This is a genomic window from Streptomyces sp. NPDC016562 (genome assembly GCF_043076955.1).
In the GTDB taxonomy this organism is placed as follows: Bacteria; Actinomycetota; Actinomycetes; order Streptomycetales; family Streptomycetaceae; genus Streptomyces.
The window spans coordinates 970,410-996,984 of record NZ_JBIBRZ010000001.1 but is presented as its reverse complement, the minus strand read 5'-3'; the positions used below and the strand labels follow the sequence as shown (position 1 = coordinate 996,984).

The window sequence follows — 26,575 nt, the reverse complement described above, 5'->3', positions numbered from 1 at the left end:
CCGTTGGCGTAACGCTGCAGACCGCCCCTGGCCCACGGGAGCGACCGAGGGCAGGGTCTGCCGGCTCGCCGACACGGGCCCCGGCGGCGTGCTGATGCGCACGCACGACCGTGGAGTCGACCGCGACGACCCAGTCCAGATCGCCTTCGGTGTCGGCCTGTGCGAGCAGGGCCGTGAAGACCTTCTCCCAGGTGCCGTCGGCGGCCCACTTCCGCAACCGGTTGTGGGCGCCCTTCCACGAGCCGAAGTGCTCGGGCCGGTCCATCCATGGCGTGCCAGTGCGGTACTTGAAGGCGATCGCGTCGATCACCCACCCCGCCGAGGGGTCCGGTCCGGCAGCAGCGACTCAATGCATGCCCACTGAGCGTCAGGCAACGACACACCCGGACCAACGATCCGATGATCCGAAGGGAACGGCCTGGCTCCTTGGTGACATTCTGTCGGAAAGCGCATGCTTTCGAGGGGCTAGGCTTGAAGGTCAACATGGTTGCCCGAGCGGGGAGTTGACCGGAATGACAGACGTGATCGTGGTGGGCTCGCGGGCCAGCGCGCTGGCGAAGAAGCAGGCGCGCGAGTGGCTGGAGCAGATCGCGTCCGTGACCCCCGGCGTCGTGTTCAAGCGGCGTCTGCTCACCGAGGGCGGAGACCGGGACCGCGTGACCCCCACGCTGGCGGAGGTCGCCAGGACCTCGGGGGGTTCCGCGTTCTCCACCGACCAGGAACGGGCCCTGGTGGAGGGGGAGGTCGACGTGGTCGTGCACTCCCTCAAGGACCTGCCGACCGCCGTGGCCGAGGGCACGGTGCTGCTGAGGACACCCGGGCCGCGCGAAGACGTCCGCGACGTGTTGTGCGGATCCACCCTGGACGACCTGCCCCACGGCGCCTCGGTCGGCACCGGCGCCCCGCGACGGATCGCTCAGCTGCTCCACCTGCGGCCCGACCTGAAGGTGACCCCCATCCGGGGCAACGTGCCCACGAGGATCAAGCACGCCGGCCGCGCCGGCATGCACGCGGTGGTGCTGGCCGCAGCGGGCCTGAACCGGCTCTCGATGATGCCCCCGGCCGACCGCAGCCATGTCTTCGACCCGGCCCTGTTCCTCCCGTCGCCCGGACAGGGAGCCCTCGGCATTCAGGTCCGTACCGGCTCGACGGCCGCCCGCATCCTCGCCGGTACCGGAGACGAATCCGTGGACGCCTGCGTACGGGCGGAGCGCGCGCTGCTCGCGGAACTCCACGGCGGATGCTCCGTACCGGTCGGTGCGTGGGGCCGCATCGAGGCGGACGGTCTGCTCCACCTGTCGGCTGCCGTCACCTCGCTGGACGGGACCACGCAGGTCAGGGCCTCGGGCGCCGGGCCGGCGGACAGCCCGGAGAAGCTCGGCGCCTGCCTCGCCGATGACCTCCTGGCCCAGGGCGCGGCGGCCGTGCTCGCCGCCATCAGGAAGCCCTGAGCCGCCGCGACCGCCGCGACCGCCGCGGGCGAGGGCGTACGGCGCTCACAGGCGCAGGACGACCAGCGCCGTGTCGTCGGTGATGCCGGCCGGCGGGGCCAGATCGGTCAGCAGGGCGTCGGCGAGCGCGCCCGGGTCGGCGGCGCGGTGCCGTGCCACGGCCCGCGCGAGCCTTCGCAGGCCGGTGTCGATGTCCTCGCCACGGCGTTCGATCAGGCCGTCGCTGTAGAGGACGAGCGTGGAGCCCTCGGTGAAGGCCGTACGGGCCTGGGGGCGGCCGGCCGGTTCGGGCCGGGCACCCAGCGGCGGGTCGGTGGCCCCGTCGAGGAAGGTGACGGTGCCGTCCGCCTGGCAGAGCGCGGGCGGCGGATGGCCCGCGCTGCTGTAGGTGAGGGTGCCGCCGTCCCAGTCGATGAAGACCAGCACCGCGGTCGTGGAGTCGGCGCCGCCGATGGATCGCGCGTACAGGTCGAGGCCTTCGAGGGCCCGGGCGGGGTCCTCGGCGACGCGGGAGGCGGCGGACAGGGCGCTGCGGAGCTGGCCCATGACACCGGCCGCGCGCAGTCCGTGGCCCACGACGTCACCGACGGCGACGGCCGTCCGGCCGGGAAGGTCGACGAGGTCGTACCAGTCGCCGCACACGTTCAGCGCGCCGGCGGCGGGCCGGTAGCGGACGGCGGCTTGGTGGTGGCCGAGCGGGAGCGGCGCGGGCAGCATCGCCTCCTGGAGGTGGAGCGCCACCTCGCGCTCGTGGGCGTGGGCCCGGCGCAGTCGCTCGTTGACCTCCTGGAGCTCCCGGGCCCGGGTGTACAGCTCGGACTCCAGGACCCGGGCGTGGTCCCTGCCGCGCCTGCCGCTGTCGCTCCTGTCGCTGCTGTTGCAGTCGCCGGCCTCGCGGGCCCGGATGAGCTCGGTGACCTCCTCCACGCGGTGCAGCAGCAGTGCCACGGTGCCGTCGGCGGCGAGGACGGGCACGTTCACGGGGCTCCAGTACCGCTCCTGCCACACCCCGGGCCGATCCGGGTACTCCACGTCGTAGCGTTGCAGGGCCATGGTGTCGCGCTCCCCGGTGGCGGCGACCCGTTCCAGGGAGGCGCGCAGGTTGCGCATGCCGGTGGCGGCCGGATCGGTGGGGTTGTCGGGGAAGACGTCGAAGAGGTAGCGGCCGATGACCTGCTCACGGGTACGGCCCGACATGGACAGGAAGGCCTCATTGGCGTCCAGGTACACCAGATCGGGGGCCAGGAGCGCGGCCGCGCCCGGCAGTGCGTCGAAGACCGCGTGGTAGTCCACCGCGTGGTAGTCGATCCCGGATCCGTTCACGATCCACCCGTCCGCACTGCGTGCCGGTCATGAGGTTGGTCCCACGACATTCCAGGATAGGCCCGACGGGGCAGGGCGTGCCGGTCACGCCCCTGCGCCCTTGGGCCGTTCGGCCCCCCTTCCCGCCGGGCACCGGGCTCGGGGAGGCTTCTGACTCCTGCCGACATCGCACGGGCGCCGCCGAGCAGGTGATTGACTACGGCGCATGGATCTCGCGCGAGCGCTGCCCCCGCCCCCTCTCGACCCCCAACTGCAGGCGGCGCTGGCGGCTTTGGGGGCCGGGGCGGGGGAGCAGGTCACCCCGGAGAACCTCGCGGCGTGCCAGGAGCAGGACGCCGCGGCCCGCCCCAGGCCGACGCTCCATGACCTCCGGGCCGACGGGCGCTTCGAGGTGGAGGAGCTGCACGTGCCGGGACCCCCGGGCGGCCCGGAGGTCACGCTCGTGAGCGCCCGGCCCGCCGGGCTCACCGGGCCGCTGCCGCTCCTGTACTACCTGCACGGCGGCGGAATGATCATGGGCAATGCCTGGTCCGTCCTTCCGCAGGTGCTGAGCGAATGGGCGCTGCCGCTGGAGCTGGCCGTCATCTCCGTCGAGTACCGGCTGGCACCGCAGGTCCCCTACCCCGGACCGGTGGAAGACTGTTACGCCGGCCTCGTCTGGGTGGCCGAGCACGCGGCCCGACTGGGCGTCGACGCGGACCGCATCGTCATCGGAGGCAAGAGCGCCGGCGGCGGACTCGCCGCGGCGCTCGCCCTGCTCGCCCGTGACCGCGGCGGGCCCGTCCCCCTCGGGCAGCTGCTCCTGTGCCCGATGCTCGACGACCGCAACGACACCTTCTCCAGCCATCAGATGGCCGGCGTCGATACCTGGGACCGCACCTCCAACGCCACCGGGTGGCGGGCGCTGCTCGGCGACCGCTGCGGCGCCGCCGACCTGCCGCCCTACGCGGCCCCCGCCCGCGCCACGGACCTGTCCGGGCTGCCCGCCGCCTACATCGACGTCGGGTCGGCCGAGACCTTCAGGGACGAGGACGTGGCCTACGCCAACGCCATCTGGCAGGCCGGCGGCCGAGCCGAACTGCACGTGTGGCCGGGAGCCTTCCACGGCTTCGACAGCCTCGCGCCGACGGCGGCCGTCAGCCAGGACGCCCGCAACGCCCGCACCCGCTGGCTGAGGCGCCTCCTCACACCAGCTGATGACAGCGGCCCAGCCGCCAGCTGAGCGCGGACCGGGCGGCGTAGGTCCTCGGCCGGTCAGGGACCACTGCCGCGGAAGGCGGTGGCGTGCACGGTGGCGCCGCAGAGCGCGAACTGCCCGCCGTCGTCGGGCGCCAGCTGCCACCCACCCCCACCCGCACCGCCCACACCCACCACCAGCGAGGGGACGACGGTCGGCTCCGCACCGGAGGCGCAGTACCCGCCGGCCTCACCCAGGACCGGCGTGAAGACGAGCTCCGTCGCGGCACGGCCCCCGACCGCCAACGTGACGGCGGGCGCCGGACCTTGGGTCACCACGTGCAGGGGCTGGTTGCGGTCGGGTGAGCCCTGACCGGCGAGGGCCACCGTCGGAAAGCCCTTCAGGACGCACGGGGCGGGGCCGTCGTTGATCACCGTGATCCGCACCCGGTTGCCGTCGACGCGCCGCGCACTGTCCGCCGTGAGCTGCTCGTTCGTACAGGGCGCTGCGGACGGCGACCACCCATCGGCCGCCGGCATCGCAGCGGCCGGGCCGGCGGACCACGACAAGGGACAGGCAAAGGCACAGGCAAAGGCGCAGGCGCACGCCACAGCCGCCGCTACTGACTCCGCCCACGGGCCCCTGCCCCGCCCCGCGGCGCCCCGCCTCGTGCCCCTCACCGCTGCTCCTCGCGGTGAGCGGCCCGGCCGTGCGTGCCGATGCGGGCGGCGAGCAGGGCGATGTCGTCGTCGGCGGATGCCGGTACGAGGTGGGCGATCAGCGAGTCGCACAGGTGGTCCAGCGGCTGCCGGGAATCGGTGAGCAGGCTGGTGAGCTCGGCCAGGCGTTCGTCGATGTCGCGGTTGCGGGCCTCGATGAGGCCGTCGGTGTACAGGACCAGGAGGCTGCCGGGCGGCAAGGTGATGTCGGTGGTGGTGAACGTGATGCCGCCGACCCCGAGGGGCGCGCCGGGCGGGGTGTTGACGATAAAGACGGTGCCGTCGGGCTGGGCCACGGCGGGTGGCGGGTGTCCGGCGCGGGTGACGGTGCAGTGCCCGGTGGCCGGGTCGCAGACCACGTAGAGGAAGGTGGCGAGCATCGGCTCGGTGAGGTCGGCGAGGGTCGCCTCCAGCTGCTGGAGGAGGGCCGCGGGGGGCATGTCGAGGCGTGCGAGGGCGCGGACCGTAGCCGAGAGGCGTCCCATGACCGCCGCGGCCGCGATGCCGTGGCCCATGACGTCCCCGATCAGGAGGGCGGCCCTGCCGCCGGCGAGCGGAAGGACGTCGTACCAGTCGCCGCCGACCTCGTTGACGTCGCTGGCCGGTAGGTAGCGGTGGGCGATCTCGATGCCGGGGGGCGGGGTGACGTGCTGGGGGAGCATGCTGCGCTGGAGGACGACCGCGGTCTCGTGCTCATGGAGGTAGAGGCGTGCGTTGTCGATGCTGATGGCCGCCCTGGCCGCGAGTTCGCCGGCGAGGGTGACGTCGTCGGAGCCGAAGGGGCTCACGCGCCGGATGCGGTAGAAGGTGGCGACCCCGAGGACCAGGTCCCGGGCGATGAGCGGGACCATCATGAACGAGTGCACGCCGGTTTCGAGCAGTTGGGCGGGCTTGGGGGAGTGGCGGGCGGCGGGGGCCACGGCCCGGTCGTCGAGGTGGGCGATCAGGAACGGCTGGCGTGCCGCGAGGGCCTGGGTGTACGGGGCCGCCGCGGGGAAGGTGAGGGTGCGGCCCAGCGGGGCGAGGATCCGTGTGACGGCGGAGCCGCTCAGCGGCGCCTTGCCCAGGCGCCGCAGCGCCACGCCCGCGGCGAGTCCCGGGCCCGGTTCGCCGCCCCGGGCCAGCGAGTCCAGTACGTCCACGGTGACGGCGTCGGCGAGGTGCGGTACGGACAGGTCGGCGAGCTCCTGCGCGGTGCGCTCCAGGTCCAGGCTGGCGCCGACGCGCGAGCTGGCCTCGCTCAGCAGGGCGAGCCGGCGGCGGCCGGCTTCGGCCTCGGTGTGGTCGCGCTCCTGGGCGGTGATGTCGAGGAGGGAGGCGATGACGCCGATGGGGCGGCCGCCGGGGTCTTCCACCCGGACGTAGGAGCAGGCCCACACGTGGTCGTGTTCCGGGTCGGCGGGCGTCCGGCCGGTGCGACGCCGGTCGAGCACCGGCTCGCCCGTGTCCAGGACCTCCCGCATGGCCTCTTCCATCTCGCCGGCGTTGACCTGGGGGAGCACCTCGGCCAGGCGGCGGCCCACGTGGGCCGACTCCGCGAGCCCGTTCATCGCTTCGAGCGCCGGATTGACCTGGAGGAACCGCAGCTGCGTGTCCAGGATGGCGATACCGACGGGCGAGCGGGCGAACAGTCCGTCCCACACCGCCGAGGACCCCCGGATGCGGCGGGTGGCGTGGGCGTCCGCGGCGAAGACCAGCACGGCCGAGGCACCGTGGCGGCGGTCCGGTACGGGGCAGGCCCAGATTTCGAGCTCCAGGGGGTGACCGTTGCGGTGCCAGGCGGTGACCGTGCCCATCACCCCGCGGCCGGTGGCGGCCGTCTCCCACAGGGACCGGCCCAGGCTGCGGTCGGCCCCCGGATGCAGCAGATCGGCGATGTGCCGCCCGATGACCTGGGGCGGGGCGTAGCCGAGGAGGTCCTGCGCGCCGTGGTTCCAGCGCACGATCATCCCGTCGCTGCTGGTGGCGACCAGCGCCACCGGTAGCGCGCCCAGCCAGCCTCCGGCGTCCTGGGCGGCGCTGCTGATCAGGTCGTCGAACGGCGTCACCTCATCCATCGTGCACCCGCTCCTCCCGGGCGGCCCGGACGGCGCTGGCGGTCCGGACGGCCTGGACAGCCCGGGCGGCCCTGGCCGTGCGGTGCGGCCGGCCCGGGCAGTGGTGCGCGCCGGCGCCACCCATGCGTACGAGGGGCGCCACGGTCAGCTCCCGCGGCCGCTCACCCGCTGCGGGCGGCGGCTGGGCTTCGTCCACACCCCCATCGTCGCCCTGTCGGCCCGGCACCGCTCCTCGGCCGTGGCCCCGCCGCCCCGCCTCACCCGGCGCCGCTCCCCGGCGGTGGGCCCGGCAGGGGCCCACCCGGCCCCGGCCGTACCGGCGACGACGCTTCGCGAATGATCCACCGCCGCGCGCCACGGGGGCTTACGATCACGACGGACGGTCTCGTCCCGCGACCGCCGCCCCACCCGCACCCGTGGAGGTCTACCGTGTTCCGGACGGCGCAAGGACACCGCACTCACCGCCGCAGCCACCGCATCCGTTCGGCGGCCGGCGCTGCCGCCGCCGCGGGAATGTTCCTCGCGGTGGGCTGTTCCTCCGGCGACAGCGGTCCGGGGGAAGCGGCCGGCGGCGTACGCGTCGTACAGCAGGGCAAGCTGACCACCTGCACCCATCTGCCGTACCCGCCCTTCCAGTTCGAGCAGAACGGCAAGGTCGTCGGCTTCGACGTGGCCCTCATCGACCTGGTCGCGCAGAACCTCAAGGTGGAACAGAAGATCCTCGACACGCCGTTCGAGAACTTCAAGACCGGTGCCTTCCTCAACTCGGGCCAGTGCGACCTGGCCGCGGCCGGCATGACGATCACCGACGAGCGCAAGAAGAACGTCGACTTCTCCGTCCCCTACTTCGACGCCACCCAGGCCCTGCTCGCGACGAAGAAGAGCGGTGTCACCTCGCTCGCCGACGTCAAGGCGAAGGGGAAGAAGCTGGGCGCGCAGGCCGAGACCACCGGCGAGAGCTACGCCAAGAGCCAGGGCTTCAACCCGGTCGCCTTCGAGAGCTCCGACGCGGTGCTCAACGGGCTGCGCACGGGCCAGGTCGACGCGGTCGTCATCGACTACCCCGTCGTGCAGGGCTGGCTCAAGGACAAGGCGAACGCGTCCGAGTTCGTCCTGGGACAGAACATCGAGACCGGTGAGCAGTACGGGTTCTCGGTGAAGAAGGGCAACACCGCCCTCCTCGCCGAGATCGACAAGGCGATCACGGCGGCCAAGGCGGACGGGACCTACAAGAAGCTCTACGAGCAGTGGATCGGCCCGCTGCCCCAGGCCACGTCGTGACCTCTCGGCTGACCCGGCGCCAGCGGCGCCGGGTCTGGCAGGGCGTCCAGTACGCGATCTTCATCGCCGCGCTGGTCGTCATAGGCGTCCTGGCCGACTGGGACCGGCTGCAGAACCAGTTCGCGCAGACGGACCTGGCCCTGCGCCTCTTCCCGAAGATCATCACCATCGCCCTGCGCAACACGGTGGTGTACACGCTCTCCGGGTTCCTCTTCGGCCTGGTCCTCGGTCTCGTCATCGCGATGATGCGCCTGTCCTCGGTGACCCCCTACCGGTGGGTCGCTAGCGTCTACATCGAACTCTTCCGGGGCCTGCCCGCCCTGCTGATCTTCATCTTCGTGGGCGTGGCGGTGCCCCTGGCGTTCCCGGGCACCGAGATCCCCGGCGGCACGTACGGGAAGGTCGCGCTCGGCCTCGGCCTGGTCGCGGCCGCGTACATGGCCGAGACGATCCGGGCCGGCATCCAGGCGGTCCCCAAGGGCCAGATGGAGGCCGCCCGCTCGCTGGGCTTCTCCCACGCCCGCGCCATGGTGTCGGTGATCATCCCGCAGGCCTTCCGCATCGTCATCCCCCCGCTCACCAACGAGCTGGTCCTGCTGTTCAAGGACTCCTCGCTGGTGCTGTTCCTGGGCGTGACACTGGAAGAGCGGGAACTGACGAAATTCGGCCGGGACCTCGCCAGCGAGACCGCCAACTCCACCCCCATCCTGGTCGCGGGCCTGTGCTACCTCCTCGTGACCGTGCCGCTGAGCCTCGTGGTGCGCCGCCTCGAGGCCCGCGCGGACAAGGCCACGTGAGGACGCGATGACAGAGACGACGGGAACGGCGCGCACGATGACCACGGACCGTCCGGAGATCGAGATCCGCGGGCTGCACAAGTCCTTCGGTGACAACCACGTCCTGCGCGGCATCGACCTGGAGATCGCCCGCGGCGAGGTGGTCTGCGTCATCGGGCCGTCCGGTTCCGGCAAGTCGACGCTCCTGCGCTGCGTGAACCTGCTGGAGGAGCCGACCGCGGGCCAGGTCTTCGTCGGCGGTACCGAGGTCACCGACCTGGACGTCGACATCGACGCGGTGCGCCGCCGCATCGGCATGGTCTTCCAGCAGTTCAACCTCTTCCCGCACGTGAGCGTCACCGAGAACCTCACGCTGCCGCAGCGGCGGGTGCTCGGCCGGGACAAGGCGCAGGCCGCCGCCGTCGCCCGGGAGAACCTGGAGCGCGTCGGCCTCGCCGAGAAGGCGGACGCCTTTCCGGCGCAGCTGTCGGGCGGCCAGCAGCAGCGGGTGGCGATCGCCCGGGCCCTGTCGATGGGGCCGGAGGTGATGCTCTTCGACGAGCCGACGTCGGCGCTCGACCCGGAACTCGTCGGCGAGGTGCTGTCGGTGATGCGGGTCCTGGCGGGCGAGGGGATGACGATGATGGTCGTCACCCACGAGATGAGCTTCGCCCGCGAGGTCGCCGACCGCGTCGTGTTCATGGACGGCGGGGTCGTCGTCGAGCAGGGGCCGGCCACGCAGGTGGTGACCCGTCCGCAGCACGAGAGGACCCGGAACTTCCTCAACCGGATCCTGGACCCGGCGGCGGTCGAGGCGCCTTCCGCCCAGGGCGGCCCCGAGGGGGGAGAACCGGCCGACCGCGGCCCGAGGGACTGAGGACTCGCGTCGGCGCCCCGGGTGAGCCGCGTCTCACCCGGGCGGCGGCGCTTGTCTATGCAACGAGTTGCATAGAAAAATCGGGGCATGGCACTTGAGCACGCGATCCTCGTCTCTCTGCTGGAGAAGCCGGGCTCCGGATACGAGCTGGCCCGCCGGTTCGACCGGTCCATCGGCTACTTCTGGACCGCTACCCACCAGCAGATCTACCGGGTGCTCAAGCGCATGGAGGGCGACGGCTGGCTCGACGTCCGCGAGGTGCCCCAGCAGGCCAGGCCGGACAAGAAGGACTACTCGGTCGCCGAGGCCGGCCGGGCCGCCCTCGCCGCCTGGCTGGCCGAGCCGATCCAGCCCGACAGCGTCCGCCACGAGCTCGCCGTGAAGATCCGCGGCGCGGCCTTCGACGACCCGGCCGCCCTGATCCAGGAGGTCGAGCGGCACCACCGGGCGCACAGCGACCGCCTCACGCACTACCTCGCGGGCGAGCTGCGCGACTTCACGGGGCCAGAGGCCCCCGCGGGGTCCCGCGACCCCGGACGGGAGCTCCAACACGTCGTCCTCCGCGGCGGCATCGCCTACGAGCGGATGCAGCTCGCCTGGCTGGAGGACGTACTCGCCACGCTCCACCGCCTCGCCGCCCCGTGACGGGCTCCCCCGCCACTGCGATACGTCACCCCCACGTCGCACTTCACCAGTAACCCCTCATCCCTCGACCGAAAGGCCGGCCGCCATGTCCGACCCGCTGCTGTTCAACCCGCGCACCTACGACCCGGCGCACTTCGACGCCGAGACCCGCCGGCTGCTGCGCGCCACCGTCGACTGGTTCGAGAACCGCGGCAAGCGCCGGCTCATCGAGGACTACCGCTCCCGCGCCTGGCTGGCGGACTTCCTCGCGTTCTCCGCGGAGTCGGGGCTCTTCGCCACCTTCCTGACCCCCGCCCCCGCCGCCGGCGAGGGGGAGCCGGACAAGCGCTGGGACACCGCGCGGATCGCCGCCCTCAACGAGATCTTCGGCTTCTACGGCCTGGACTACTGGTACGCGTGGCAGGTCACCATCCTCGGTCTCGGCCCGGTCTGGCAGAGCGAGAACGCCGAAGCCCGCGCCCGCGCGGCGCAACTGCTCAGCGAGGGCGAGGTGTTCGCCTTCGGCCTGTCCGAGAAGACCCACGGCGCCGACATCTACTCCACCGACATGCTGCTGGAGCCCGACGGTGACGGCGGCTTCCGCGCCACCGGCTCCAAGTACTACATCGGCAACGGCAACGCCGCCGGCCTCGTCTCCGTCTTCGGCCGCCGCACCGACGTCGAGGGTCCCGACGGCTACGTCTTCTTCGCCGCCGACAGCCGCCACCCCTCGTACCGGCTCGTCAAGAACGTCGTCGACTCCTCCAAGTACGTCAGCGAGTTCCGCCTGGAGGACTATCCGGTGGCACCGGAAGACGTCCTGCACACCGGTCGCGCCGCCTTCGACGCCGCCCTCAACACCGTCAACGTCGGCAAGTTCAACCTCTGCACCGCCTCCATCGGCATCTGCGAGCACGCGATGTACGAGGCCGTCACGCACGCGCAGGGCCGCATCCTCTACGGACGCCCCGTCACCGCCTTCCCGCACGTGCGCCGCGAGCTGAGCGACGCGTACGTCCGCCTCGTCGGGATGAAGCTCTTCAGCGACCGGGCCGTCGACTACTTCCGCTCCGCCGGCCCCGACGACCGCCGCTACCTGCTGTTCAACCCGATGACCAAGATGAAGGTGACCACCGAGGGCGAGAAGGTCATCGACCTGATGTGGGACGTCATCGCAGCCAAGGGCTTCGAGAAGGACACCTACTTCGCCCAGGCGGCCGTCGAGATCCGCGGTCTGCCGAAGCTGGAGGGCACGGTCCACGTCAACCTCGCGCTGATCCTCAAGTTCATGCGCAACCACCTGCTGGAGCCGGCCGCGTACGCGGACGTGCCGACCCGGCTCGACGCGGCCGACGACGCCTTCCTCTTCCGCCAGGGGCCGGCCCGCGGTCTGGGTTCCGTACGCTTCCACGACTGGCGCCCCGCCTACGAGGCCTACGCCACCGTGCCGAACGTCAGCCGCTTCCGCGAACAGGCCGACGCCCTCTGTGAGTTCGTCAAGACCGCCGCCCCCGACGAGCAGCAGAGCCGCGACCTCGACCTCCTCCTGGCCGTGGGCCAGCTCTTCGCGCTGGTGGTGCACGGGCAGCTGATCCTGGAGCAGGCCCGTCTGACCGGCCTGGACGAGGACGTCCTCGACGAGCTGTTCGGGGTCCTGGTGCGCGACTTCTCCGCGCACGCCGTCGAGTTGCACGGCAAGGACTCCGCCACCGCGGACCAGCAGGAGTGGGCGCTGGGCGCGGTCCGGCGCCCCGTCGTCGACGCCGAGCGCTCGGCGCGCGTGTGGGCCCGCGTGGAGGCGCTGGCCGGGGCGTACGAGATGGCCCCGTAACGCCGGACGTCCTGCGGACGACGAGCGGCGAGGAGTGAACGGACGGGCGGCACCCGGCAGCGGGTGCCGTCCGTGCGCGCAGGCGCCGCCGCCGGGGCCCGAGCCCCGAGGCCCGAGCCGCGAGCCCCGAGCCCCGGGCTCAGCGCCAGGAGGGGTGGCCCTCGGCGGACGCGCCGTCGGTGAGCGCGCGCTCGCCGGTCTTGTCCGTGCGCACGGCCCAGATCGCGGGCTTCTCGTACGGGCCGCGGACGAAGGCGACCCACGCGCCGTCGACCGACCAGGCGGGGTCCATCTCGTGGGCGCCGGTGGCCACCAGTTCCCGATCGTCCGTGCCGTCGGCGTCCACGAGGCGGATGTCGCCCTGAGTCCCCGTGCCGTAGGTCCCCGCGGTGTAGGCGAACGTTGTGCCGTCCGGGGACCACACCGGATCGAGCGCCGGATGGGGCAGCCGGGTCACCTGCTGGGGAGCGCGGTCCGGGGCGGCGGGGTCGACCACGTGGATCTGCCAGTTCTCGGGTCCGGTCTGCAGGCAGACCGCGATGCGCTTGCCGTCCGGGGACCACGCGGGATCCTCGACCTGGCCCGCGCCCGAGGTGAGCTGGCGGGCCGTGCCGTCGGCGACGTCTACCACGAACAGTTGCTGTACGCCGTCCTTCTTGCGCAGGACGGCGAGTTGGCTGCCGTCCGGCGACCAGGACACCCTGCCGCCTGCGATGGAGGCGATCCGCCGCGCGTTCGAGCCGTCGGCGCGGGCGGTCCAGACGGCCGTGCCCTCGGGCGTGGTCCGGGTGAACGCGAAGGAGCTGCGGTCGGGGGACCACTGGGGCAGCATGTCGCACGCGCCACCCGCGACGAGCCGTACCGGCGCCGCGGCCCCCGCGTCACGGCGGGCGATGACTCCGTGGCAGGTCGCGGGCCAGCCGGGTGCGGTGTCCTGCCGGATCAGCAGGGGGTCGGTCGGGAAGGGCGCGGGGCCGGGGGCGGACGCCGAGCTGCTCGGAGAGGCGGCGGGGGACTTGGCATCGCCCTTGGCGGAGCCGTTCCAGGGCTGCCACAGCAGCAGGCCGACGGCCGCGAGGGAGGCCACGAGCGCCGTCGCCACCACCACGGCACGGCTACGCGGGGGCCGGGCGTTCCCTGGCTGGGGCGCCCCTTCGGGCCCGGGATGCGGGCCGGGATGCGGACCCTGGTGGGGACCGGGACCGGGGACGGGCAGCGGTACGGGAACGGGTACGGGCACCGGTACGGGCCCAGCTCCGGCCTTGCGACCGGCCGCGGGTCCGGCTTCGGGTACGGCCTCAGCTCCGGCCGCGGGTCCGGCTTCGGGTCCGGCCTCGCCTCCCGCTTCGGGCTCTGCTTCGCCGAACCGGAGGGTTTCCGGCACCGGGACCTCGTGCGGGCGGTCCGGCGCCGGAACCTCGTGCGGCCGGTCCGGCGCCGGAACGGGATCGGCGGCCGGGTCCACGCGGGGGAGTAGCTGCGTCGCCGCGTCCGGCAGCCAGCAGTCACCCGCCGGGTGGCGGACCGTCAGGCCGTCCAGGAAGGCGGTCGGGGTGGGGCGGGCCTGCGGGTCCTTGGACAGGCAGGCGCCGATGGCTTCGCGCAGTTCGCCGGGGACGGCCGCCAGGTCCGGTTCCTCGTGGACGACCTTGTAGTGCCTGGCCGCGGACGGCCCGTCGCCGAAGGGCGAGCCGCCCGCGGCCTGGGTGAGCACCACTCCGAGGGCGAACATGTCGACGGCGGGGGTGACGGCGCCACCGCCGGTGAGTTGCTCGGGGGCGAGGAATCCGGGCGTCCCGACCTGCATTCCGGTCTGCGTCAGGGCCGTCCCGTCCAGAGCGCGCGCGATGCCGAAGTCGATGACGCGCGGCCCGTCCTCCGCGACGATGATGTTCGCGGGCTTGAGGTCGCGGTGGATGACCCCCGCCCGGTGGATCGCCTGCAGCGCCTCGGCCAAGCCGGCCGCCAGGACGGTGAGGGTGTCCAGAGGCAGCGATCCCACCTGCGCGAGCACCGCTTGCAGGGTGGGGCCGGGGACGAAGGCCGTCACCAGCCAGGCCGGTTCCCCGTCCGGATCCGCGTCGACGACCGGGGCGGTGTGGAAGCCGCCGACCCGCCGTGCGGCCGCCACCTCGTCGGCGAACCTGCGCTTGAACCCGGGCTCGGTGCTCAGCTCGGGACGCACCACCTTGACCGCGACCGCCCGGCCGGACCGGGAGCGGCCGAGGTAGACCACGCCCATGCCCCCCTGGCCGAGCCGGCCGACCAGGCGGTAGCGGCCCTCACCGACGGAAGTGGGGTCACCCGTTTCGAGCGGCTTCATGGGTCCCCCCGTATCACGCCTTGCACGATGAACAGCCTCTCTGTACCGGTCGCGCCGCTCACCAGTCAAGCGAGGCCCCCGCGGAGCCGACCCGGGCCGCGGCCGGTCAGCGATCCCGGCGGCCACCGGGAGGCTGGAGGTCGAGCGAGCGGTACTCGTCCAGCACTGCGAAGCCCGTGCTGTCGTACAGGCTCATCGCGATCTCGTTGCCGCCGAAGACGTTGAACATCATCGCCTCGTCGCCGCCCTGCCGGGTGGCCCACTCGCCGACGGCCATCGCGGCCCGGCCGTAGCCCTTGCCGCGGTGCTGTTCGCGCACGTCCAGGGAGAATCCGAAGGTCACGCCCGGCAGGAAGCCGTGGTTCAGCCAGCCGGTGCCGACCACCTCGCCGTCCGCCTCCATCGCGTAGAAGGCGTGCCCCGGGGAGTGGAACCCCTGGGGGAGGTTCCGGCCGAAGTCCTGGTCGGACTTCTCCTTGGCCTGCTGCGGGGTCAGAGCTCCGGCCCGGACGATGTCCGCGATGTACGCGGCCTCCTGACCGGCGTACCAGAGCGGGTACTCCTCCTCGGTGAGCGGGCGGACCGTCAGACCCGGAGGCAGCTCCGGCTCCTCGGCCGCGGCACGCATCCGGTTCTGTCCCAGTACGGGGTAGTCGGCGAACACCTCCGCTCCCACCCCGCCCGTGAGCCGGACCTCCACCCGCTGCGCGCCGTGCTCCGCGCACCACCGCTCGGCCCAGGCGCGCCCGCTCGGGACCGTCAGGTCGTGGATCCGGCCCACGGTCGCCCCGTTGTCCTCCGTCACCCCGACCGCGATCCACCCCTCGCCGTCCGTGGCCACCGTCCAGTCGTCGATGCCCTTCACCGCCCGCTCCAGCAGGGCCCGGGCCAGGCGCTCCGAACATCCCGCCGCCCGGTACCCGGCCAGGACCCGCTCCTCGAACCCGCCCCGCCACTGGGCCGGTTCGGCCGTGATCGCTATCTCGTTCATGCCCCCACCCTAGGCAAAGGCGCGGGCCGGCGGCCGGTGCGTCGGTCGGGCCGCGTCAGGCGTCCAGGGGACGCCAGGCGGGGCCGTCCCCGTCCTGCCGGACGTGTCCGAAGACCACGTCGGCGAAGTGGACGCCGAATCCGAGCGTGCCGGGCTCTGCCAGCTCGGCGACGAGGCGAGGGCGGTGACCGGCGGTCAGGGCGGGGTCGTGGTCGAAGCCCGAGGACCACTCGGGGTGGTCGATCTGGATCGGCGAGTGCACGGCGTCACCGAAGGCGATCAGGCGCCGTCCGCCGCCCGTGATGACGTACTCGGCGTGCCCGACGGTGTGGCCGGGGGTGATCCGCACGTGCACGCCGGGGAAGACCTCCTGTCCGTCCGTGACCGTACGGACCCGCGGGGCGAGGGCCGCGACCTGCTCGCCCATGCCCTGGGCCTCCAGGAGGTCGCGCCGCTCCCACTCCTGCTCCGAGATCAGGTAGTCGGCGTGGGCGAACACCGGCCGGTCCCCGCCGGGGGCGGGGTGGCAGGCCCACCCCAGGTGGTCGGAGTGGAGGTGGGTGAAGGCCACCGCCTCGATGTCCTGCGGGCTGCGGCCCAGCTCGGCGAGGTTCTGCACGAGGGCGCCTCCGCGGATGACGCTGACGGGACCGTCCGGGCCCCGGTGCTCCTGCGGACCGAAGCCCGCGTCGATCAGCAGCGCGCGGTCGCCGTGCTCGACCAGCAGGCCGCCGACGCTCCCCACGAGGTGGCCGGTGGCGTCCAGGTACTCGGGGTGGGCGGCCCACACCTCCTCGGTGGTGTCCGGGAGCAGGCGCAGCGGGCGCAGCCGTACGTCGCCGTCCGGCACGTACGACACCTTCGTGTCGCCCAGCCGTATCGAGCGGATTCCCGCCGGCCGGCGCAGTCGTACGTCCCGCTGGGCCACCGTCACGTCAGCCATGAGTCTTCTCCTGTGAGTCGTCATCAGGCCGCCGCAGGGCTCCCTGCGGCGACGACGATCACCATAAGCATCAAGTTCGAATCATTCAAGCTGTAAATATGTTGTCTTGACGGACTTGCTAGGGTGGTGGCATGACGACGTCCCCCGACTCGCAGGCCATCGCCGAGCGACAGCTGTGCGGTCTGGTGAACGGACTCGCCCAGCGGATCGCCGAGCACGTACGGGAGCGCGCCGCGACCCTCGGCCTCACCGCGTCCCAGGCGACCGCGCTGCGGGAGATGAGCGGCCCGATGACCATGCGGGAGCTCGCCGACCGCATGAGCTGCGAGCCCTCCAACACCACCTTCGTCGTCGACAAGCTGGAGAGGCAGAGCCTGATCGAGCGACACCCGCACCCCACCGACCGCCGCGCCAAGCACCTGGTCCTCACGCCCGAGGGCGCCGCACTGCGGACGCGGCTCCTCGAACTCCTCGCGGTGGACTCCCCGCTCTCCGGCCTCACCCAGCAGGAGCAGCGGGTCCTGCACGGCCTGCTGGAGCAGGCCGTCACCTCCGCCTGAAGCGGCGTCGGCGCGGCTCCTGGTGCTGTGAACCCTCACGGTCGCAGCGCTAAGGAGTGTCCCGTCTCGCCGGCTGCGGGGGAGCGATGAGGCGGCGGACGGATTCGACCACCGCCTCGCGGTGGCGGGTCAGTCGCTCCAGGGGCCACGGGTTGCCCGCTGCCCCGTCCGCCGTGCCCGTCCACGCCTGCGCCAGGGCCATCACCAGCGCGAGGAGGTCCGCCGGATCGAGTGCGGGATCGATGAGCCCCGCCCCCTGGGCCCGCTCCACCGCCGCGATCTTGCCCTGGTAGGACTCCGCCTCGGCGTCGGTGGTGCCCGGCCGCTCCAGCTGCTTCCACTGCACCAGCCGCATCAGGTCCGGACGCGCCACGAGATGGTCGAAGACCAGCCCCACGTACCCGGGCAGGTCCTCGGCGTCGAAGGGCACCGACTCGGAGCCGGTCTCCAGTGCCCGCTGGAGCACGGCGTCGAAGAGCTGCTCCTTGTTGCCGTAGTAGACGTAGATGAGCCGCTTGTTCGCCTGGGCGGCCTCCGCGATGCGGTCGACCCGCGCCCCGGCGATGCCGTACGCGGCGAACTCGGAGAAGGCGGCGTCGAGCAGCCGTGCCTTCGTTGCGCTGGAATCCCGTGCCATGGCGGCAGCCTAGCAAGTAACTATCTAGTTATTGACATCCTCCGCGCTCGTGGCGCAGACTCGAACTATCCAGTTAGTTACTTACTGACTCACCACCCCACGGAGGACCCCATGGAGATCCGCGCACTGGGCGGCCAGGGACTGAAGGTCGGCGCCGAGGGCCTCGGCCTCATGGGCATGAGCGCCCACTACGGAGCCACCGACGACACCGAGTCCCTCGCCACCATCGACCGCGCCCTCGAACTGGGCGTGACCCTGCTCGACACCGCCGAGGGCTACGGCCCCTTCCTCAACGAGCAGCTCCTCGGCAAGGCCCTGGCCGGCCGTCGCGACGCCGCCGTGATCGCCACGAAGACCGGCGTCGAGTTCACCGATGAGGGCGCGCTCCTGGGTCACAACGCCAGCCCCGAATACATCCGCCGCTCCGCGGACCGCTCCCTGCGCCACCTCGGCACCGACCACATCGACCTGTACTACCTGCACCGCGTCGACCCGAACGTGCCGATCGAGGAGAGCATCGGCGCCATGGCCGAGCTGGTCGCCGCGGGCAAGGTCGGCCACATCGGGATCTGCGAGGCCGCCGCGGCCACCATCGCCCGCGCCCACGCCGTCCACCCGCTGGCCGCCGTACAGACCGAATACAGCCTCTTCGAGCGCGGGATCGAGCACGACGGCGTCCTGGACACCCTGCGCGAGCTCGGGATCGGTCTCGTCGCCTACTCCCCGCTCGGCCGCGGTTTCCTCTCCGGAGCCGTGACCAGCCCGGACGATTTCGCGGCGGACGACTTCCGCCGCACGGACCCCCGCTTCCAGGGCGAGAACTTCGACCGCAACCTGGCCGTCGTCGACCGGGTCCGCGCCCTCGCCGCCCAGAAGGGGGTCACCCCCTCGCAGCTCGCGCTGGCCTGGACCCTGCGCAGGGGCGCCGTACCGATCCCCGGGACCAAGCGACGCCGCTACCTGGAGGAGAACGTCGCCGCGACCGCGGTCACCCTCACCGACGCCGACCTGGCCTCCATCGACGCCGTCGCGCCGCACGGCGTGGTCTCGGGGGACCGCTACGCGCCCGAGCTCATGACGTCACTGAACGGCTGAGCCCGGGTCCCCCCTCGCCGGCCGGGCGGACGCACTCGATCAGATAGTCGCCGTTCTCGGGATCCACGGTCACACCGTGGGCCTCGCTGTGGAAGCCCGGGAAGGCCCGGTCGAAGGCCTCCAGGGCGCGCAGGTACCGCAGCAGCGGCCCGTCCGGAGCGCCGGTGGACTCCCCGGGCATCAGTACGGGGATCCCCGGCGGGGTCACGGTCACCATCGCCGCGGCCACCCGCCCGGCCGCCTCGGCCAGCCGTACGCGCTCCGTACCGCCCCGGATCAGCAGCTGGTAGCACTGGCGCGGCGGGGCCACCGGCTCCGGGAGCTCCTGGAACGCCGCGTCGAGGGCGTCGATCAGCTCGGCGCGGGTCAGGTGCTCGTGCATCGCGCGGCACAGGGCGCCGAGGGTGGTGCCTGCGTAATGGCGCGGGAACTGCTCGACCAGCTGCGGCAGGACCCGGTCCAGTGGGGCGTCCGCGTCGTGGAGGGCCTTGAAGTCCATGAGGGCGTCCATCAGGGTCCCCCACTTGCCCTTCGTGATGCCCATCGAGAACAGGATGAGCGTGGTGTAGCTGTCGGTCTTCTCCACGACGATCCCGCGCGCCGCCAGGTAGGCGGTGAGGATCCGTGCGGGGATGCCCCAGTCGCCGGTCTCCCCGGTGGCCGTCACCCCGGGGCAGGTGAGCGTGACCTTGACCGGGTCGAGCAGGCAGTAGCCCTCGCTCAGCCCGGCGAAGCCGTGCCAGTCGGCGCCCGGCTCCAGATGCCAGCACGACGGCTCGCGGCTCAGCAGGGACGGCGGCGCGTCCGCGAACGCGACGCGCGCCCCGGTCGCCGGATCGGTGACCGACTCGGGCTGCCACACCCCGAAGAACCAGCCCGGCCGGTCCCCGGCGGCGGCGACGCGGCGTCCGGTGCGCACCACGGCCTGACGGAACCGGATCGCCTCGGTGACCGCCTCGTCGATCAGCCACTGGCCCTGCGGGCCGTCCATCATGGCGGTCGCCACGTCCAGGGAGGCGATCGCCGGATACAGCGGCGAGGTGGTGCCGTGCATCATGAACGCCTCGTTGAACCGCTCGTGTTCGACCGGGGCGCGCGGTGCGGACCTGATGTGGACCATCGCACACTGCGAGAGCGCGGCCAGCAGCTTGTGCGTGGACTGCGTCGCGAAGATCGTGGGCCGCCCCGGTCCCGGGCCCGCGCCCGCGCCCGTGTCGGTGTCCGTGTCCGGAAGGGCGTCCGGGAAGGTGTCCGGTCCGACGGCCATGCCGTAGCGGCCCGCGTAGAGCGGGTGGAAGCGGGCGTACGCGAACCAGGCTTCGTCGAAGTGCAGGCGCGGCGTGCTCGGCGCGAAGGCCCGGGCCGCCGCTACGGTGTCGTAACACAGGCCGTCGTAGGTGGAGTTGGTCACCACCGCGTACTGGGCCGCGGGGGAGAGGGCGCCCGCCGTGAGCGGGTTCGCGGCGATCCGCGCGGCCACCGCCGCCGGGTCGGTCTCGGCGGGCGGCAGGGGGCCGGCGAGCCCGTAGCCGTTGCGGGTCGGCACCAGGTAGACCGGGCGCGCCCCGGAGATCACCAGCCCGTGCAGCACCGACTTGTGGCAGTTGCGGTCCACGAGCGCGATCTCGTCGGTCGTCACGCTGTAGTGGCCGACCATCCGGTCCGCGGTCGAATCGCCGTGCAGGACGAAATACGTGCGGTCGGCGCCGAAGACCCGGGCGGCGTTGCGCTCGGCCTCGCCGATCGGACCGTTGTGTTCGAAGAGGGAACCGAGCTCCCCGACCGAGATGGACAGGTCGGTGCGGAACAGCCGCTCCCCGTAGTAGTCGAAGAACGCCCGCCCGGCCGGGGATTTGAGGAAGGCGACCCCTCCGGAGTGGGCGGGGGTGTGCCAGGAGTACTCGTGGGCGTCGTCGAACCGGCGCAGCGCCTTGAAGAACGGCGGCAGGAGGTCCCGGTGGTAGCCGCGGGCCGCGGCCGCGACCCGGCCCGCGATGAAGGACGGGGTGTCCTCCAGCGGCCAGATGTAGCCGACCACCGTCTCCGAGACCCACAGCGGCAGCCGCTCCAGGTCCTGGTCGGTGTCGTCCGCCATCACGAGGAAGACCGGGAGGTCCTTGAACCGGCGCTCAATGTCCCGCAGGACCTCCCCGCCGCCGCCCTCCTCGACCGCGCCCCCCGTCGTACGCGGCAGGTCCCAGGCGACCACGGCCGCCGCGAGCCCGGCCTCGGTCCGGAGGGCGGCCTGCGCGTCGCGCGCACTGGGCGCCCAGCGCAGCTCCAAGCCCTGGTTCTCCAAGTCCTTGCCGATGCGCCCCAGTTGCTCGGCGCTGACGCCACCGCCCATCGGGTTCTCGCGCAGTGCCAGTAGGACCGTGCCGTTCGCCATGTGTCCGCTCCCCACGCCCAGGGGTACGGCTGCCCGTACCGCGCCTTAGTGTCCCGGGGCTCCCGGGGCCGCCGTCGCGCTGTTGACGGCGCTTCACCCGCAGGTGGGCGTGGCGGGGAGTCGGGGTGACGCCGGTGGCGCGGGAGCCTGGGGGCGGTGTCAGGCGACCCAGGTTCCCGTCATGCCGAGCACCGCCGCGCCGTCCCCGTCGGCCAGCTTGGTCGCGGTGAAGTCGCGGGCCCACTGCGAGGTCTGGAGGCGGAAGGCGGGGCGCTCGGCGGTCAGGGCCTCCATGACGGTCTCGGCCGCGCCGGCCGGGGTCTGGGCGGCGTCACCGGCGAACTGGGCCACCGTACGGTCGATGTAGTGCCGCAGGCTGTCGGCGTACGGTCCGGCCGCCGCGATCCGGGCGTCGAGGTCGAGCCCGATGTTGTTGACGAACTCGGTCGCCACCGCGCCCGGTTCGACGACGGACACGCTCACACCGACGGCGCGCGCGACGGGCGCCAGGCTCTCCATGTACCCCTCCACCGCGAACTTGGCGGCGCAGTATGCCTCGTTGAAGGGCTGGCCGATGACCCCGCCGACACTGGTGACGGTGATCAGGCGGCCTCCGGTGGCGCGCAGGTGGGGGAGCGCGGCCTTGGAGACGTTCAGCACGCCGAAGAAGTTGACCTCCATGACCTGGCGGACGTCGGCGACGGATTCGAGTTCGAGTGTGCCGAGGTGTCCGGCGCCGGCGTTGTTCACGACGGCGTCCAGGCGGCCGTAGTCGGCGATCACGCCGTCCACGGCGGCGGCGACGGACGCCTCGTCGACCACGTCGAGGCGGCGGATGTCGATCTCGACGCCCGCCTCGGCGGCCGCCTTGCGCAGGGCGTCGGCCCGGCCGGTGTCCCGCAGGGTGGCCACCGTGCGCCATCCCGCCCGTGCGGCGGCGATGGCGGCGGCCAACCCGATGCCGGAGGAGGTGCCGGTGATCAGGACGGTACGCAGCGGGGCGTCGGGGGTGATGCCGGGGGTGGTGGCGGGGGAGGAGGACGTGGTCATGGGGGACCTCTCACAATCGGTCGGATTTATGTGCGTGCACACACACTATAAATTTATGTGTGCGCACACGCAACCCGTAGACTGCCTGACATGCCGAAGAAGCTCACCGAGGCCGAGATGCCGGCCGCCGACTACGCGTTCTACGGGCTCGTCTGGGCCGGTACGACCATGACGGACCGCGTCGACAAGGCCCTCGTGAAGGCCCACGACCTGCCCGTGTCGTGGTTCGAGGTCATGCTGTGGCTGGCCTCCAGCCCCGAGCCCGTACCCGCCTCCGTACTCGGCAACAGCACCCTGCTCAGTCGCAGCCAGGTCTCCCGGGTCGTGGACGCCCTCCAGGGCCGGGGCCTGGTGACCCGTACGCCGTCGGCGCGTGACGCGCGCTCCGTGGAGGTCTCGCTCACGGAGGCCGGGCGCACGGTGTTCGCCGCGGCGGACGCCACCCGGCGCGAGGCCCTGGCGCCGGTCTTCACGGACCTGCTCGACGCGCAGGACCTGGAGGCCCTGGGCGCGGTGTGGCGCAAGCTCAAGGCCGCGAAGGGCGCGCAGGGGGAGTGACCCGCCGGGGGAGTGGCCCGCAGGGGGAGTCGCTGCCACCCGTTCGGGTCGGGGGAATCGCGGCCGCGCGCTGCCCCTTCTAGCGTCGCGTGGGGGATCGCCCGCCAGGACCGGGCATCCCGACCTCGCCGGCGCTGAGGGCGCCGACCCTTCCGGAGGGCATGCCATGCAGAACAGCAAGAACGAGTTCAAGTTCGTCGTCACCGGTGTGGAGCTGACGGAAGAACAGCAGGCCCGCGTCAGTCTCGCCATCGCCCAGGCCGGCGCGCTCGCCCTGGGCGACCTCGCGCCGCGCGAGGCGGTCGGGGTGCGGCTGGACCCGAAGGTCTGGTGGCACGGCATCCCGAAGGAGGGCGTGGTCCAGCAACTGCAGGAGTTCGCCGCCGCGGAGGTCGGGCTGCAGCGGTGAGTACGGTGACCGCCGGCCAGGAAGAGGGGCCGCTCGGGCAGCCGCGCGCGTGCCCGAGCGTCGCCTGTCACGAGGGCGCGTCCCTGCTGGGTGCCATGACCGGATCGGGCCGGCTCGCGTACCTGCCCATGCCCGTGCTCGTCGACGCCGCCTTCGCCGACCGGCTGGAGGCGACCGGCCGTCCTGAGGGCCGGTACCGCTTCACCGGCCCCTGCTCCGAAGGTGCCTGCCCGCAATGGACCGGGACGGACTGCGGGGTGATCGACCACGTCCTTGACGACGAGCCCCCGAGCCCGAGCGCAGGCGCGCTGCGGGCAGACGCGCCGCTGCCCACCTGCGGCATCCGGCGTACGTGCCGGTGGTTCGCGCAACGCGGCGCGGCCGCCTGCGCGGTCTGCCCCACGATCGTCGCGGATACCGGCGGAACGGCTACCTACCGTTCGACGCACGGATAGGGGCCCCGGCCTTCAGCTGCTCTTCCGTCCGCGGCGCGCGACTATTCCTTGACGCGAATATTCGTTGTCGTGAATACTTGCCGTCATGGACGCACTCCTCACCGCACTGGCCGACCCGGCCCGCTGGCGGCTCGTGAGCCTGCTGGCCGAGCGCCCCCGCTCGGTCGGCGTCCTCGCCCAGCTCGCCGAGGCGCGCCAGCCGCAGACGACCAAGCACCTGCAGACCCTTGAGCGCGCCGGCGTCGTCACCTCCGAGCGCACCGGACAGCGCCGCGTCTACGCGCTCCGCCCCGGGCCCCTGCGCGACCTCGCGGCCGCGCTCACCCGGCTCGCGGACACAGCGGAGCAGGGCCCCGAGGGCGGTGGCCCGCTCGCGACCTACGCACGCCACGCGCTCAGCCTCGACGCGGAGCGGCTCGCCGCGCAGCAGCCGGGGTGGGCCGACGGCCGTTCGTTCAGGTTCCGGCGGTCTTTGGTGGGGAGCCCCGAGCTGGTCTGGCGCCACTTGAGCGAGGCCGCGCTGCTCGCCCGGTGGTGGACGCCCGACGACCTCCGCGTCAGCGAGCTCGTCTTCGAGGCGCGCGTGGGCGGGCGGATCGTGCAGGAGTACCGCGACGCCGAGGACGCCGACGGCTCCGACCTGGTCGCAGGGCGCGCGGAGGGCGTGGTCGAGGACGTACGCCCCGGTGAGCGCCTGGCCTACCGGCTTTCCCCGCTGCTTCCCGGCGGCGGCCCCGCCTTCACCGCCCACGTCGAGTACGACCTGCGGCCCACCGAGGGCGACGCCGGCACGGACCTCGACGTCCACTTCCGGATCACCGACAGCACCGTCGACTCCGCGGACTTCATCGCAGGCATCGAGATCGGCTTCGGCCAGAGCCTCGACACGCTCGCGGCGGTCATCGCGGCGGACCCGCACGGCATCGACACGAGGAGCACGAAGTGACAGAGCAGACCGCCGGCCGCAGGGTCGTCGTCAACATGAGCCTCTCCCTCGACGGCCGCTACGCCGCCCCGGACAACCCCCAGGACATGCGCTGGGTGATGCCGTACGCCCACACCGACGTCGCCCGCGACCACCTGGCCGCCCTCTGGGCACCGGCGACGACCGCTCTGCTCGGCCGGGTCAACGCCGAGGGGTTCCTGGGCTTCTGGCCCACCGTCATCGGCATGGAGGGGGCCGACCCGCGTGACGAGGGCTTCGCGAAGTGGCTCGTCGACACGGAAAAGGTGGTGCTCTCCTCGACCCTCGCTGACGCGCCGTGGGAGCGGACGACGATCGTCGACAAGCCGACCGCCGAGGTGGTCGCGGACCTCAAGGCCGCCGAAGGCGGCGACATCCTCGTGCTCTCCAGCGCGAGCGTCATCAAGGCGCTCCTGGCCGCGGGCAAGGTGGACCGGCTGGCGCTCACCGTCTTCCCGGTCTTCCTCGGCGGCGGGCCGCGCCTCTTCGACGACGGCCTCCCGGCGGACCAGTGGGAACTCGTCAGTCAGCGCGCGGGCGAGCACGGCACGTTGGCCCTCGTCTACGACCGGGCCCGCTGAGCGGGTCCCCGCTCCAGCGGACCCCGCATCGGGGTCACCGAGGGGCTGTGACTCACCGGACCCTGTCGTCGGCGAGGTGGCCGGTCACCACCAGGCCGCCGTCCGCCGCGCGCCGCGCGAGGACCCCGGTGTGGAAGTAGCCGTCGCCGGTGAAGGAGCGTGCGTTGTGGTCGGGCGCCCGGTAGTAGCCGCGCAGGGTGTACGGACCGCGGACGAGGAGTTCGCCCGGCTCCCCGTCCGGCACGTCCCGGCCGTCGGCGCCGACCACGCGGACCTCGTCGTCGGGCGAGAGCGGGCGGCCCTGCGTCGTGAGGACGGCCTCGGCCGGATCGCCGGGCCGGGTGAGGGTGAGAAAGCCCTCGGCCATGCCGAACACCTGCTGGAGGCGACAGCCCCATGCGGGGCCGATCCGTTCGGCGGTCGCCCGCGGCAGGGGCGCCTCGCCGCTGACCTGTACGAGGCGCAGACTGCTCAGGTCGGCCCGGACGGCGGGCCGTGCGTCGAGCCAGCGCCGGGCGACGGCGGGTCCCACGGTGGTGACGGTGACCCGCTCCCTCTCGATGACCGGAAGGCATACGGCGGGGTCGGGGCCTTCGACCAGGACCACGCAGCCGCCGACGGAGAGGGTGCCGACGATGCCGGGGCCGCCGAAGGCGAACGCGCCGTCGGCGGGCAGCGCGGCGAGGTACACGTCGTCCTCGGTGAGCGACACCAACTCGGCGGCAGCCCGCGCCTGGTAGGTGTAGTCGTTGTGGGTGCGCGGAACAAGCAGAGGCGTCCCGGCCGCAGCAGCCCTAGCGTCCGTAGCGTTCGTAGCTTCCGAGCGGAGGAAGAACGCGACCTCGTCGGCGCTCTGCGCGAGCGCCGGCTCGGGCGGGGCGTCGATGGAGCCCAGCGGGCTGTACTGGCAGCCCGACGGGTCGGTCGTCAGACCGCCATACGGGGTCTCCTCGCCCGGGGCCTCCCAGGTGAACACCCGCCGCAGGAACGGCCCTCGGGCCGCGATGTCCGCGGCCATCGCCGTGTGGTCGAAGCCCTGGTACGTCGAGGGCCCCACGTAGCCGACGGCCTGGGTGACCTGTACGAGGCGCGGCACCTCGGACCCGCGGGACGAAAGCGGGCAGAGCACCGGCACCGCGCCGGCGCGCATCAGCGCGAAGACGGTGATGACGAACTCGGGCACGTTCGGGAGCTGAACGACGACCCGTTGCCCGGCCCGCAGGCCGCGCAGCCGGAATCCGGCCGCCATGCGGTCCACGCGCCGGTTCAGCTGCGCGTACGTGAGGCGGGTGGCACCGTGCACCAGCGCGGTCCGCGGCCCGTACTGCAGGGCCCAGCCGCGCAGCAGGTTGTCCAACGTGTTGCCACGCCAGTGCCCGGCTGCCCAGTAGCGGTCGACGAACTCCTCCGGCCAGGGCGTACAGCCGTCGAGCATGGATGGCATCCGCTTCCTTCAGTACGAGGCCGGGGCCTTCGGGGCCGACCCCGGCGACTTGACCTGGGC

Annotated in this window: 25 protein-coding genes and 1 pseudogene; 15 read left to right on the top strand and 11 right to left on the bottom strand. The window is 72.8% G+C overall.

Annotated elements, in window-relative coordinates:
- Positions 1 to 31: 31 nt before the first annotated feature.
- Positions 32 to 381: pseudogene (locus ACF059_RS04580) on the bottom strand (transposase); the annotation flags it as partial.
- Positions 382 to 512: 131 nt separating this feature from the next.
- Between ACF059_RS04580 and hemC the strand changes: the two are divergent.
- The gene (hemC, locus tag ACF059_RS04575) at positions 513 to 1,451 is read left to right on the top strand and encodes a hydroxymethylbilane synthase (RefSeq protein WP_392051259.1); all 939 of its coding nucleotides are present in this window, start codon (positions 513 to 515) and stop codon (positions 1,449 to 1,451) included.
- 45 nt (positions 1,452 to 1,496) lie between these two features.
- Here the strand turns inward: hemC and ACF059_RS04570 are convergent, their stop codons facing one another.
- Positions 1,497 to 2,774: a PP2C family protein-serine/threonine phosphatase gene (locus ACF059_RS04570; protein WP_392051256.1), complete on the bottom strand. Its 1,278-nt coding sequence runs from the start codon at positions 2,772 to 2,774 to the stop codon at positions 1,497 to 1,499.
- Positions 2,775 to 2,979: 205 nt separating this feature from the next.
- On the opposite strand from ACF059_RS04570, the gene ACF059_RS04565 reads away from it, so the two are divergent.
- A complete protein-coding gene (locus tag ACF059_RS04565) occupies positions 2,980 to 3,996 on the top strand; it encodes an alpha/beta hydrolase (RefSeq protein ID WP_392051253.1) in 1,017 nt (338 codons plus the stop codon).
- Between the two features lie 32 nt (positions 3,997 to 4,028).
- On the opposite strand, the gene ACF059_RS04560 is transcribed toward ACF059_RS04565, so the two are convergent.
- Positions 4,029 to 4,490: a DUF4232 domain-containing protein gene (locus ACF059_RS04560; protein ID WP_392051250.1), complete on the bottom strand. Its 462-nt coding sequence runs from the start codon at positions 4,488 to 4,490 to the stop codon at positions 4,029 to 4,031.
- Positions 4,491 to 4,627: 137 nt separating this feature from the next.
- Positions 4,628 to 6,727 (bottom strand): SpoIIE family protein phosphatase, encoded by a 2,100-nt coding sequence (locus ACF059_RS04555; protein ID WP_392051246.1) that lies wholly within the window; start codon positions 6,725 to 6,727, stop codon positions 4,628 to 4,630.
- A gap of 1 nt (position 6,728) precedes the next feature.
- On the opposite strand from ACF059_RS04555, the gene ACF059_RS04550 reads away from it, so the two are divergent.
- The 6 genes from ACF059_RS04550 (at position 6,729) to ACF059_RS04525 (ending at position 12,116) form a co-directional block, all read left to right on the top strand.
- Complete coding sequence (locus tag ACF059_RS04550) at positions 6,729 to 7,067, top strand: hypothetical protein (protein ID WP_392051243.1); 339 nt, start codon at positions 6,729 to 6,731, stop codon at positions 7,065 to 7,067.
- A 173-nt stretch (positions 7,068 to 7,240) separates the two neighbouring features.
- Entirely contained in the window at positions 7,241 to 8,008 is a 768-nt protein-coding gene (locus ACF059_RS04545; RefSeq protein ID WP_360892211.1) for an ABC transporter substrate-binding protein, read from the top strand.
- Positions 8,005 to 8,805: an amino acid ABC transporter permease gene (locus tag ACF059_RS04540; RefSeq protein ID WP_392051240.1), complete on the top strand. Its 801-nt coding sequence runs from the start codon at positions 8,005 to 8,007 to the stop codon at positions 8,803 to 8,805. Before ACF059_RS04545 ends, ACF059_RS04540 begins: the two co-directional genes overlap by 4 nt.
- A 37-nt stretch (positions 8,806 to 8,842) precedes the next feature.
- Entirely contained in the window at positions 8,843 to 9,661 is an 819-nt protein-coding gene (locus ACF059_RS04535) for an amino acid ABC transporter ATP-binding protein (protein WP_392053050.1), read from the top strand.
- 87 nt (positions 9,662 to 9,748) lie between these two features.
- Entirely contained in the window at positions 9,749 to 10,306 is a 558-nt protein-coding gene (locus ACF059_RS04530) for a PadR family transcriptional regulator (RefSeq protein ID WP_392051237.1), read from the top strand.
- 85 nt (positions 10,307 to 10,391) lie between these two features.
- On the top strand, positions 10,392 to 12,116 hold the full coding sequence (locus ACF059_RS04525) for an acyl-CoA dehydrogenase family protein (RefSeq protein WP_392051234.1): 1,725 nt from the start codon (positions 10,392 to 10,394) through the stop codon (positions 12,114 to 12,116).
- A gap of 139 nt (positions 12,117 to 12,255) precedes the next feature.
- On the opposite strand, the gene ACF059_RS04520 is transcribed toward ACF059_RS04525, so the two are convergent.
- From ACF059_RS04520 to ACF059_RS04510, 3 genes are all read right to left on the bottom strand, one after another.
- Positions 12,256 to 14,439, bottom strand: a complete 2,184-nt coding sequence (locus tag ACF059_RS04520; protein WP_392051231.1) for a protein kinase — start codon at positions 14,437 to 14,439, stop codon at positions 12,256 to 12,258.
- Positions 14,440 to 14,545: 106 nt separating this feature from the next.
- Entirely contained in the window at positions 14,546 to 15,430 is an 885-nt protein-coding gene (locus ACF059_RS04515) for a GNAT family N-acetyltransferase (protein ID WP_392051227.1), read from the bottom strand.
- Positions 15,431 to 15,485: 55 nt separating this feature from the next.
- Positions 15,486 to 16,373, bottom strand: a complete 888-nt coding sequence (locus ACF059_RS04510; RefSeq protein WP_392051224.1) for an MBL fold metallo-hydrolase — start codon at positions 16,371 to 16,373, stop codon at positions 15,486 to 15,488.
- Between the two features lie 131 nt (positions 16,374 to 16,504).
- On the opposite strand from ACF059_RS04510, the gene ACF059_RS04505 reads away from it, so the two are divergent.
- Complete coding sequence (locus ACF059_RS04505; protein ID WP_392051222.1) at positions 16,505 to 16,933, top strand: MarR family winged helix-turn-helix transcriptional regulator; 429 nt, start codon at positions 16,505 to 16,507, stop codon at positions 16,931 to 16,933.
- A 49-nt stretch (positions 16,934 to 16,982) separates the two neighbouring features.
- Here ACF059_RS04505 and ACF059_RS04500 read toward each other — a convergent pair whose 3' ends face one another.
- On the bottom strand, positions 16,983 to 17,570 hold the full coding sequence (locus ACF059_RS04500) for a TetR family transcriptional regulator (RefSeq protein ID WP_392051219.1): 588 nt from the start codon (positions 17,568 to 17,570) through the stop codon (positions 16,983 to 16,985).
- Positions 17,571 to 17,681: 111 nt separating this feature from the next.
- On the opposite strand from ACF059_RS04500, the gene ACF059_RS04495 reads away from it, so the two are divergent.
- The gene (locus tag ACF059_RS04495) at positions 17,682 to 18,665 is read left to right on the top strand and encodes an aldo/keto reductase (RefSeq protein WP_392051216.1); all 984 of its coding nucleotides are present in this window, start codon (positions 17,682 to 17,684) and stop codon (positions 18,663 to 18,665) included.
- Here the strand turns inward: ACF059_RS04495 and ACF059_RS04490 are convergent.
- Together ACF059_RS04490 and ACF059_RS04485 are read right to left on the bottom strand one after the other, a co-directional pair.
- On the bottom strand, positions 18,643 to 21,054 hold the full coding sequence (locus ACF059_RS04490) for an Orn/Lys/Arg decarboxylase N-terminal domain-containing protein (protein WP_392051213.1): 2,412 nt from the start codon (positions 21,052 to 21,054) through the stop codon (positions 18,643 to 18,645). The two genes, ACF059_RS04495 and ACF059_RS04490, sit on opposite strands and share 23 nt — an antisense overlap.
- A 159-nt stretch (positions 21,055 to 21,213) precedes the next feature.
- Positions 21,214 to 22,134: an SDR family oxidoreductase gene (locus ACF059_RS04485; protein WP_392053048.1), complete on the bottom strand. Its 921-nt coding sequence runs from the start codon at positions 22,132 to 22,134 to the stop codon at positions 21,214 to 21,216.
- A 60-nt stretch (positions 22,135 to 22,194) separates the two neighbouring features.
- Here ACF059_RS04485 and ACF059_RS04480 point away from each other — a divergent pair, with 60 nt between their 5' ends.
- From ACF059_RS04480 to ACF059_RS04460, 5 genes are all read left to right on the top strand, one after another.
- A complete protein-coding gene (locus ACF059_RS04480) occupies positions 22,195 to 22,662 on the top strand; it encodes a MarR family winged helix-turn-helix transcriptional regulator (protein WP_366865214.1) in 468 nt (155 codons plus the stop codon).
- Positions 22,663 to 22,828: 166 nt separating this feature from the next.
- Positions 22,829 to 23,071, top strand: a complete 243-nt coding sequence (locus ACF059_RS04475; RefSeq protein WP_392051210.1) for a hypothetical protein — start codon at positions 22,829 to 22,831, stop codon at positions 23,069 to 23,071.
- Positions 23,068 to 23,526 carry a hypothetical protein gene (locus tag ACF059_RS04470; protein WP_392051208.1) on the top strand — a complete coding sequence of 153 codons (459 nt, stop codon included), beginning with the start codon at positions 23,068 to 23,070 and terminating at the stop codon, positions 23,524 to 23,526. Before ACF059_RS04475 ends, ACF059_RS04470 begins: the two co-directional genes overlap by 4 nt.
- 85 nt (positions 23,527 to 23,611) lie before the next feature.
- Positions 23,612 to 24,472 carry a metalloregulator ArsR/SmtB family transcription factor gene (locus ACF059_RS04465; protein ID WP_392051205.1) on the top strand — a complete coding sequence of 287 codons (861 nt, stop codon included), beginning with the start codon at positions 23,612 to 23,614 and terminating at the stop codon, positions 24,470 to 24,472.
- Complete coding sequence (locus tag ACF059_RS04460) at positions 24,469 to 25,071, top strand: dihydrofolate reductase family protein (RefSeq protein ID WP_392051201.1); 603 nt, start codon at positions 24,469 to 24,471, stop codon at positions 25,069 to 25,071. Before ACF059_RS04465 ends, ACF059_RS04460 begins: the two co-directional genes overlap by 4 nt.
- 52 nt (positions 25,072 to 25,123) lie before the next feature.
- On the opposite strand, the gene ACF059_RS04455 is transcribed toward ACF059_RS04460, so the two are convergent.
- On the bottom strand, positions 25,124 to 26,515 hold the full coding sequence (locus ACF059_RS04455; protein WP_392051198.1) for a (2,3-dihydroxybenzoyl)adenylate synthase: 1,392 nt from the start codon (positions 26,513 to 26,515) through the stop codon (positions 25,124 to 25,126).
- Between the last annotated feature and the right edge of the window lie 60 nt (positions 26,516 to 26,575).

What these genes read in the sequence shown, in the direction of transcription:
- hemC (WP_392051259.1), top strand. Translation starts at nt 513, where the DNA reads ATGACAGACGTGATCGTGGTGGGCTCGCGGGCCAGCGCGCTGGCGAAG.
- ACF059_RS04565 (WP_392051253.1), top strand. Translation starts at nt 2,980, where the DNA reads ATGGATCTCGCGCGAGCGCTGCCCCCGCCCCCTCTCGACCCCCAACTG.
- ACF059_RS04560 (WP_392051250.1), bottom strand. Translation starts at nt 4,490, where the DNA reads ATGCCGGCGGCCGATGGGTGGTCGCCGTCCGCAGCGCCCTGTACGAAC.
- ACF059_RS04555 (WP_392051246.1), bottom strand. Translation starts at nt 6,727, where the DNA reads ATGGATGAGGTGACGCCGTTCGACGACCTGATCAGCAGCGCCGCCCAG.
- ACF059_RS04545 (WP_360892211.1), top strand. Translation starts at nt 7,241, where the DNA reads ATGTTCCTCGCGGTGGGCTGTTCCTCCGGCGACAGCGGTCCGGGGGAA.
- ACF059_RS04535 (WP_392053050.1), top strand. Translation starts at nt 8,843, where the DNA reads ATGACCACGGACCGTCCGGAGATCGAGATCCGCGGGCTGCACAAGTCC.
- ACF059_RS04530 (WP_392051237.1), top strand. Translation starts at nt 9,749, where the DNA reads ATGGCACTTGAGCACGCGATCCTCGTCTCTCTGCTGGAGAAGCCGGGC.
- ACF059_RS04525 (WP_392051234.1), top strand. Translation starts at nt 10,392, where the DNA reads ATGTCCGACCCGCTGCTGTTCAACCCGCGCACCTACGACCCGGCGCAC.
- ACF059_RS04520 (WP_392051231.1), bottom strand. Translation starts at nt 14,439, where the DNA reads ATGAAGCCGCTCGAAACGGGTGACCCCACTTCCGTCGGTGAGGGCCGC.
- ACF059_RS04515 (WP_392051227.1), bottom strand. Translation starts at nt 15,430, where the DNA reads ATGAACGAGATAGCGATCACGGCCGAACCGGCCCAGTGGCGGGGCGGG.
- ACF059_RS04510 (WP_392051224.1), bottom strand. Translation starts at nt 16,373, where the DNA reads ATGGCTGACGTGACGGTGGCCCAGCGGGACGTACGACTGCGCCGGCCG.
- ACF059_RS04505 (WP_392051222.1), top strand. Translation starts at nt 16,505, where the DNA reads ATGACGACGTCCCCCGACTCGCAGGCCATCGCCGAGCGACAGCTGTGC.
- ACF059_RS04500 (WP_392051219.1), bottom strand. Translation starts at nt 17,570, where the DNA reads ATGGCACGGGATTCCAGCGCAACGAAGGCACGGCTGCTCGACGCCGCC.
- ACF059_RS04495 (WP_392051216.1), top strand. Translation starts at nt 17,682, where the DNA reads ATGGAGATCCGCGCACTGGGCGGCCAGGGACTGAAGGTCGGCGCCGAG.
- ACF059_RS04490 (WP_392051213.1), bottom strand. Translation starts at nt 21,054, where the DNA reads ATGGCGAACGGCACGGTCCTACTGGCACTGCGCGAGAACCCGATGGGC.
- ACF059_RS04480 (WP_366865214.1), top strand. Translation starts at nt 22,195, where the DNA reads ATGCCGAAGAAGCTCACCGAGGCCGAGATGCCGGCCGCCGACTACGCG.
- ACF059_RS04475 (WP_392051210.1), top strand. Translation starts at nt 22,829, where the DNA reads ATGCAGAACAGCAAGAACGAGTTCAAGTTCGTCGTCACCGGTGTGGAG.
- ACF059_RS04465 (WP_392051205.1), top strand. Translation starts at nt 23,612, where the DNA reads ATGGACGCACTCCTCACCGCACTGGCCGACCCGGCCCGCTGGCGGCTC.
- ACF059_RS04455 (WP_392051198.1), bottom strand. Translation starts at nt 26,515, where the DNA reads ATGCCATCCATGCTCGACGGCTGTACGCCCTGGCCGGAGGAGTTCGTC.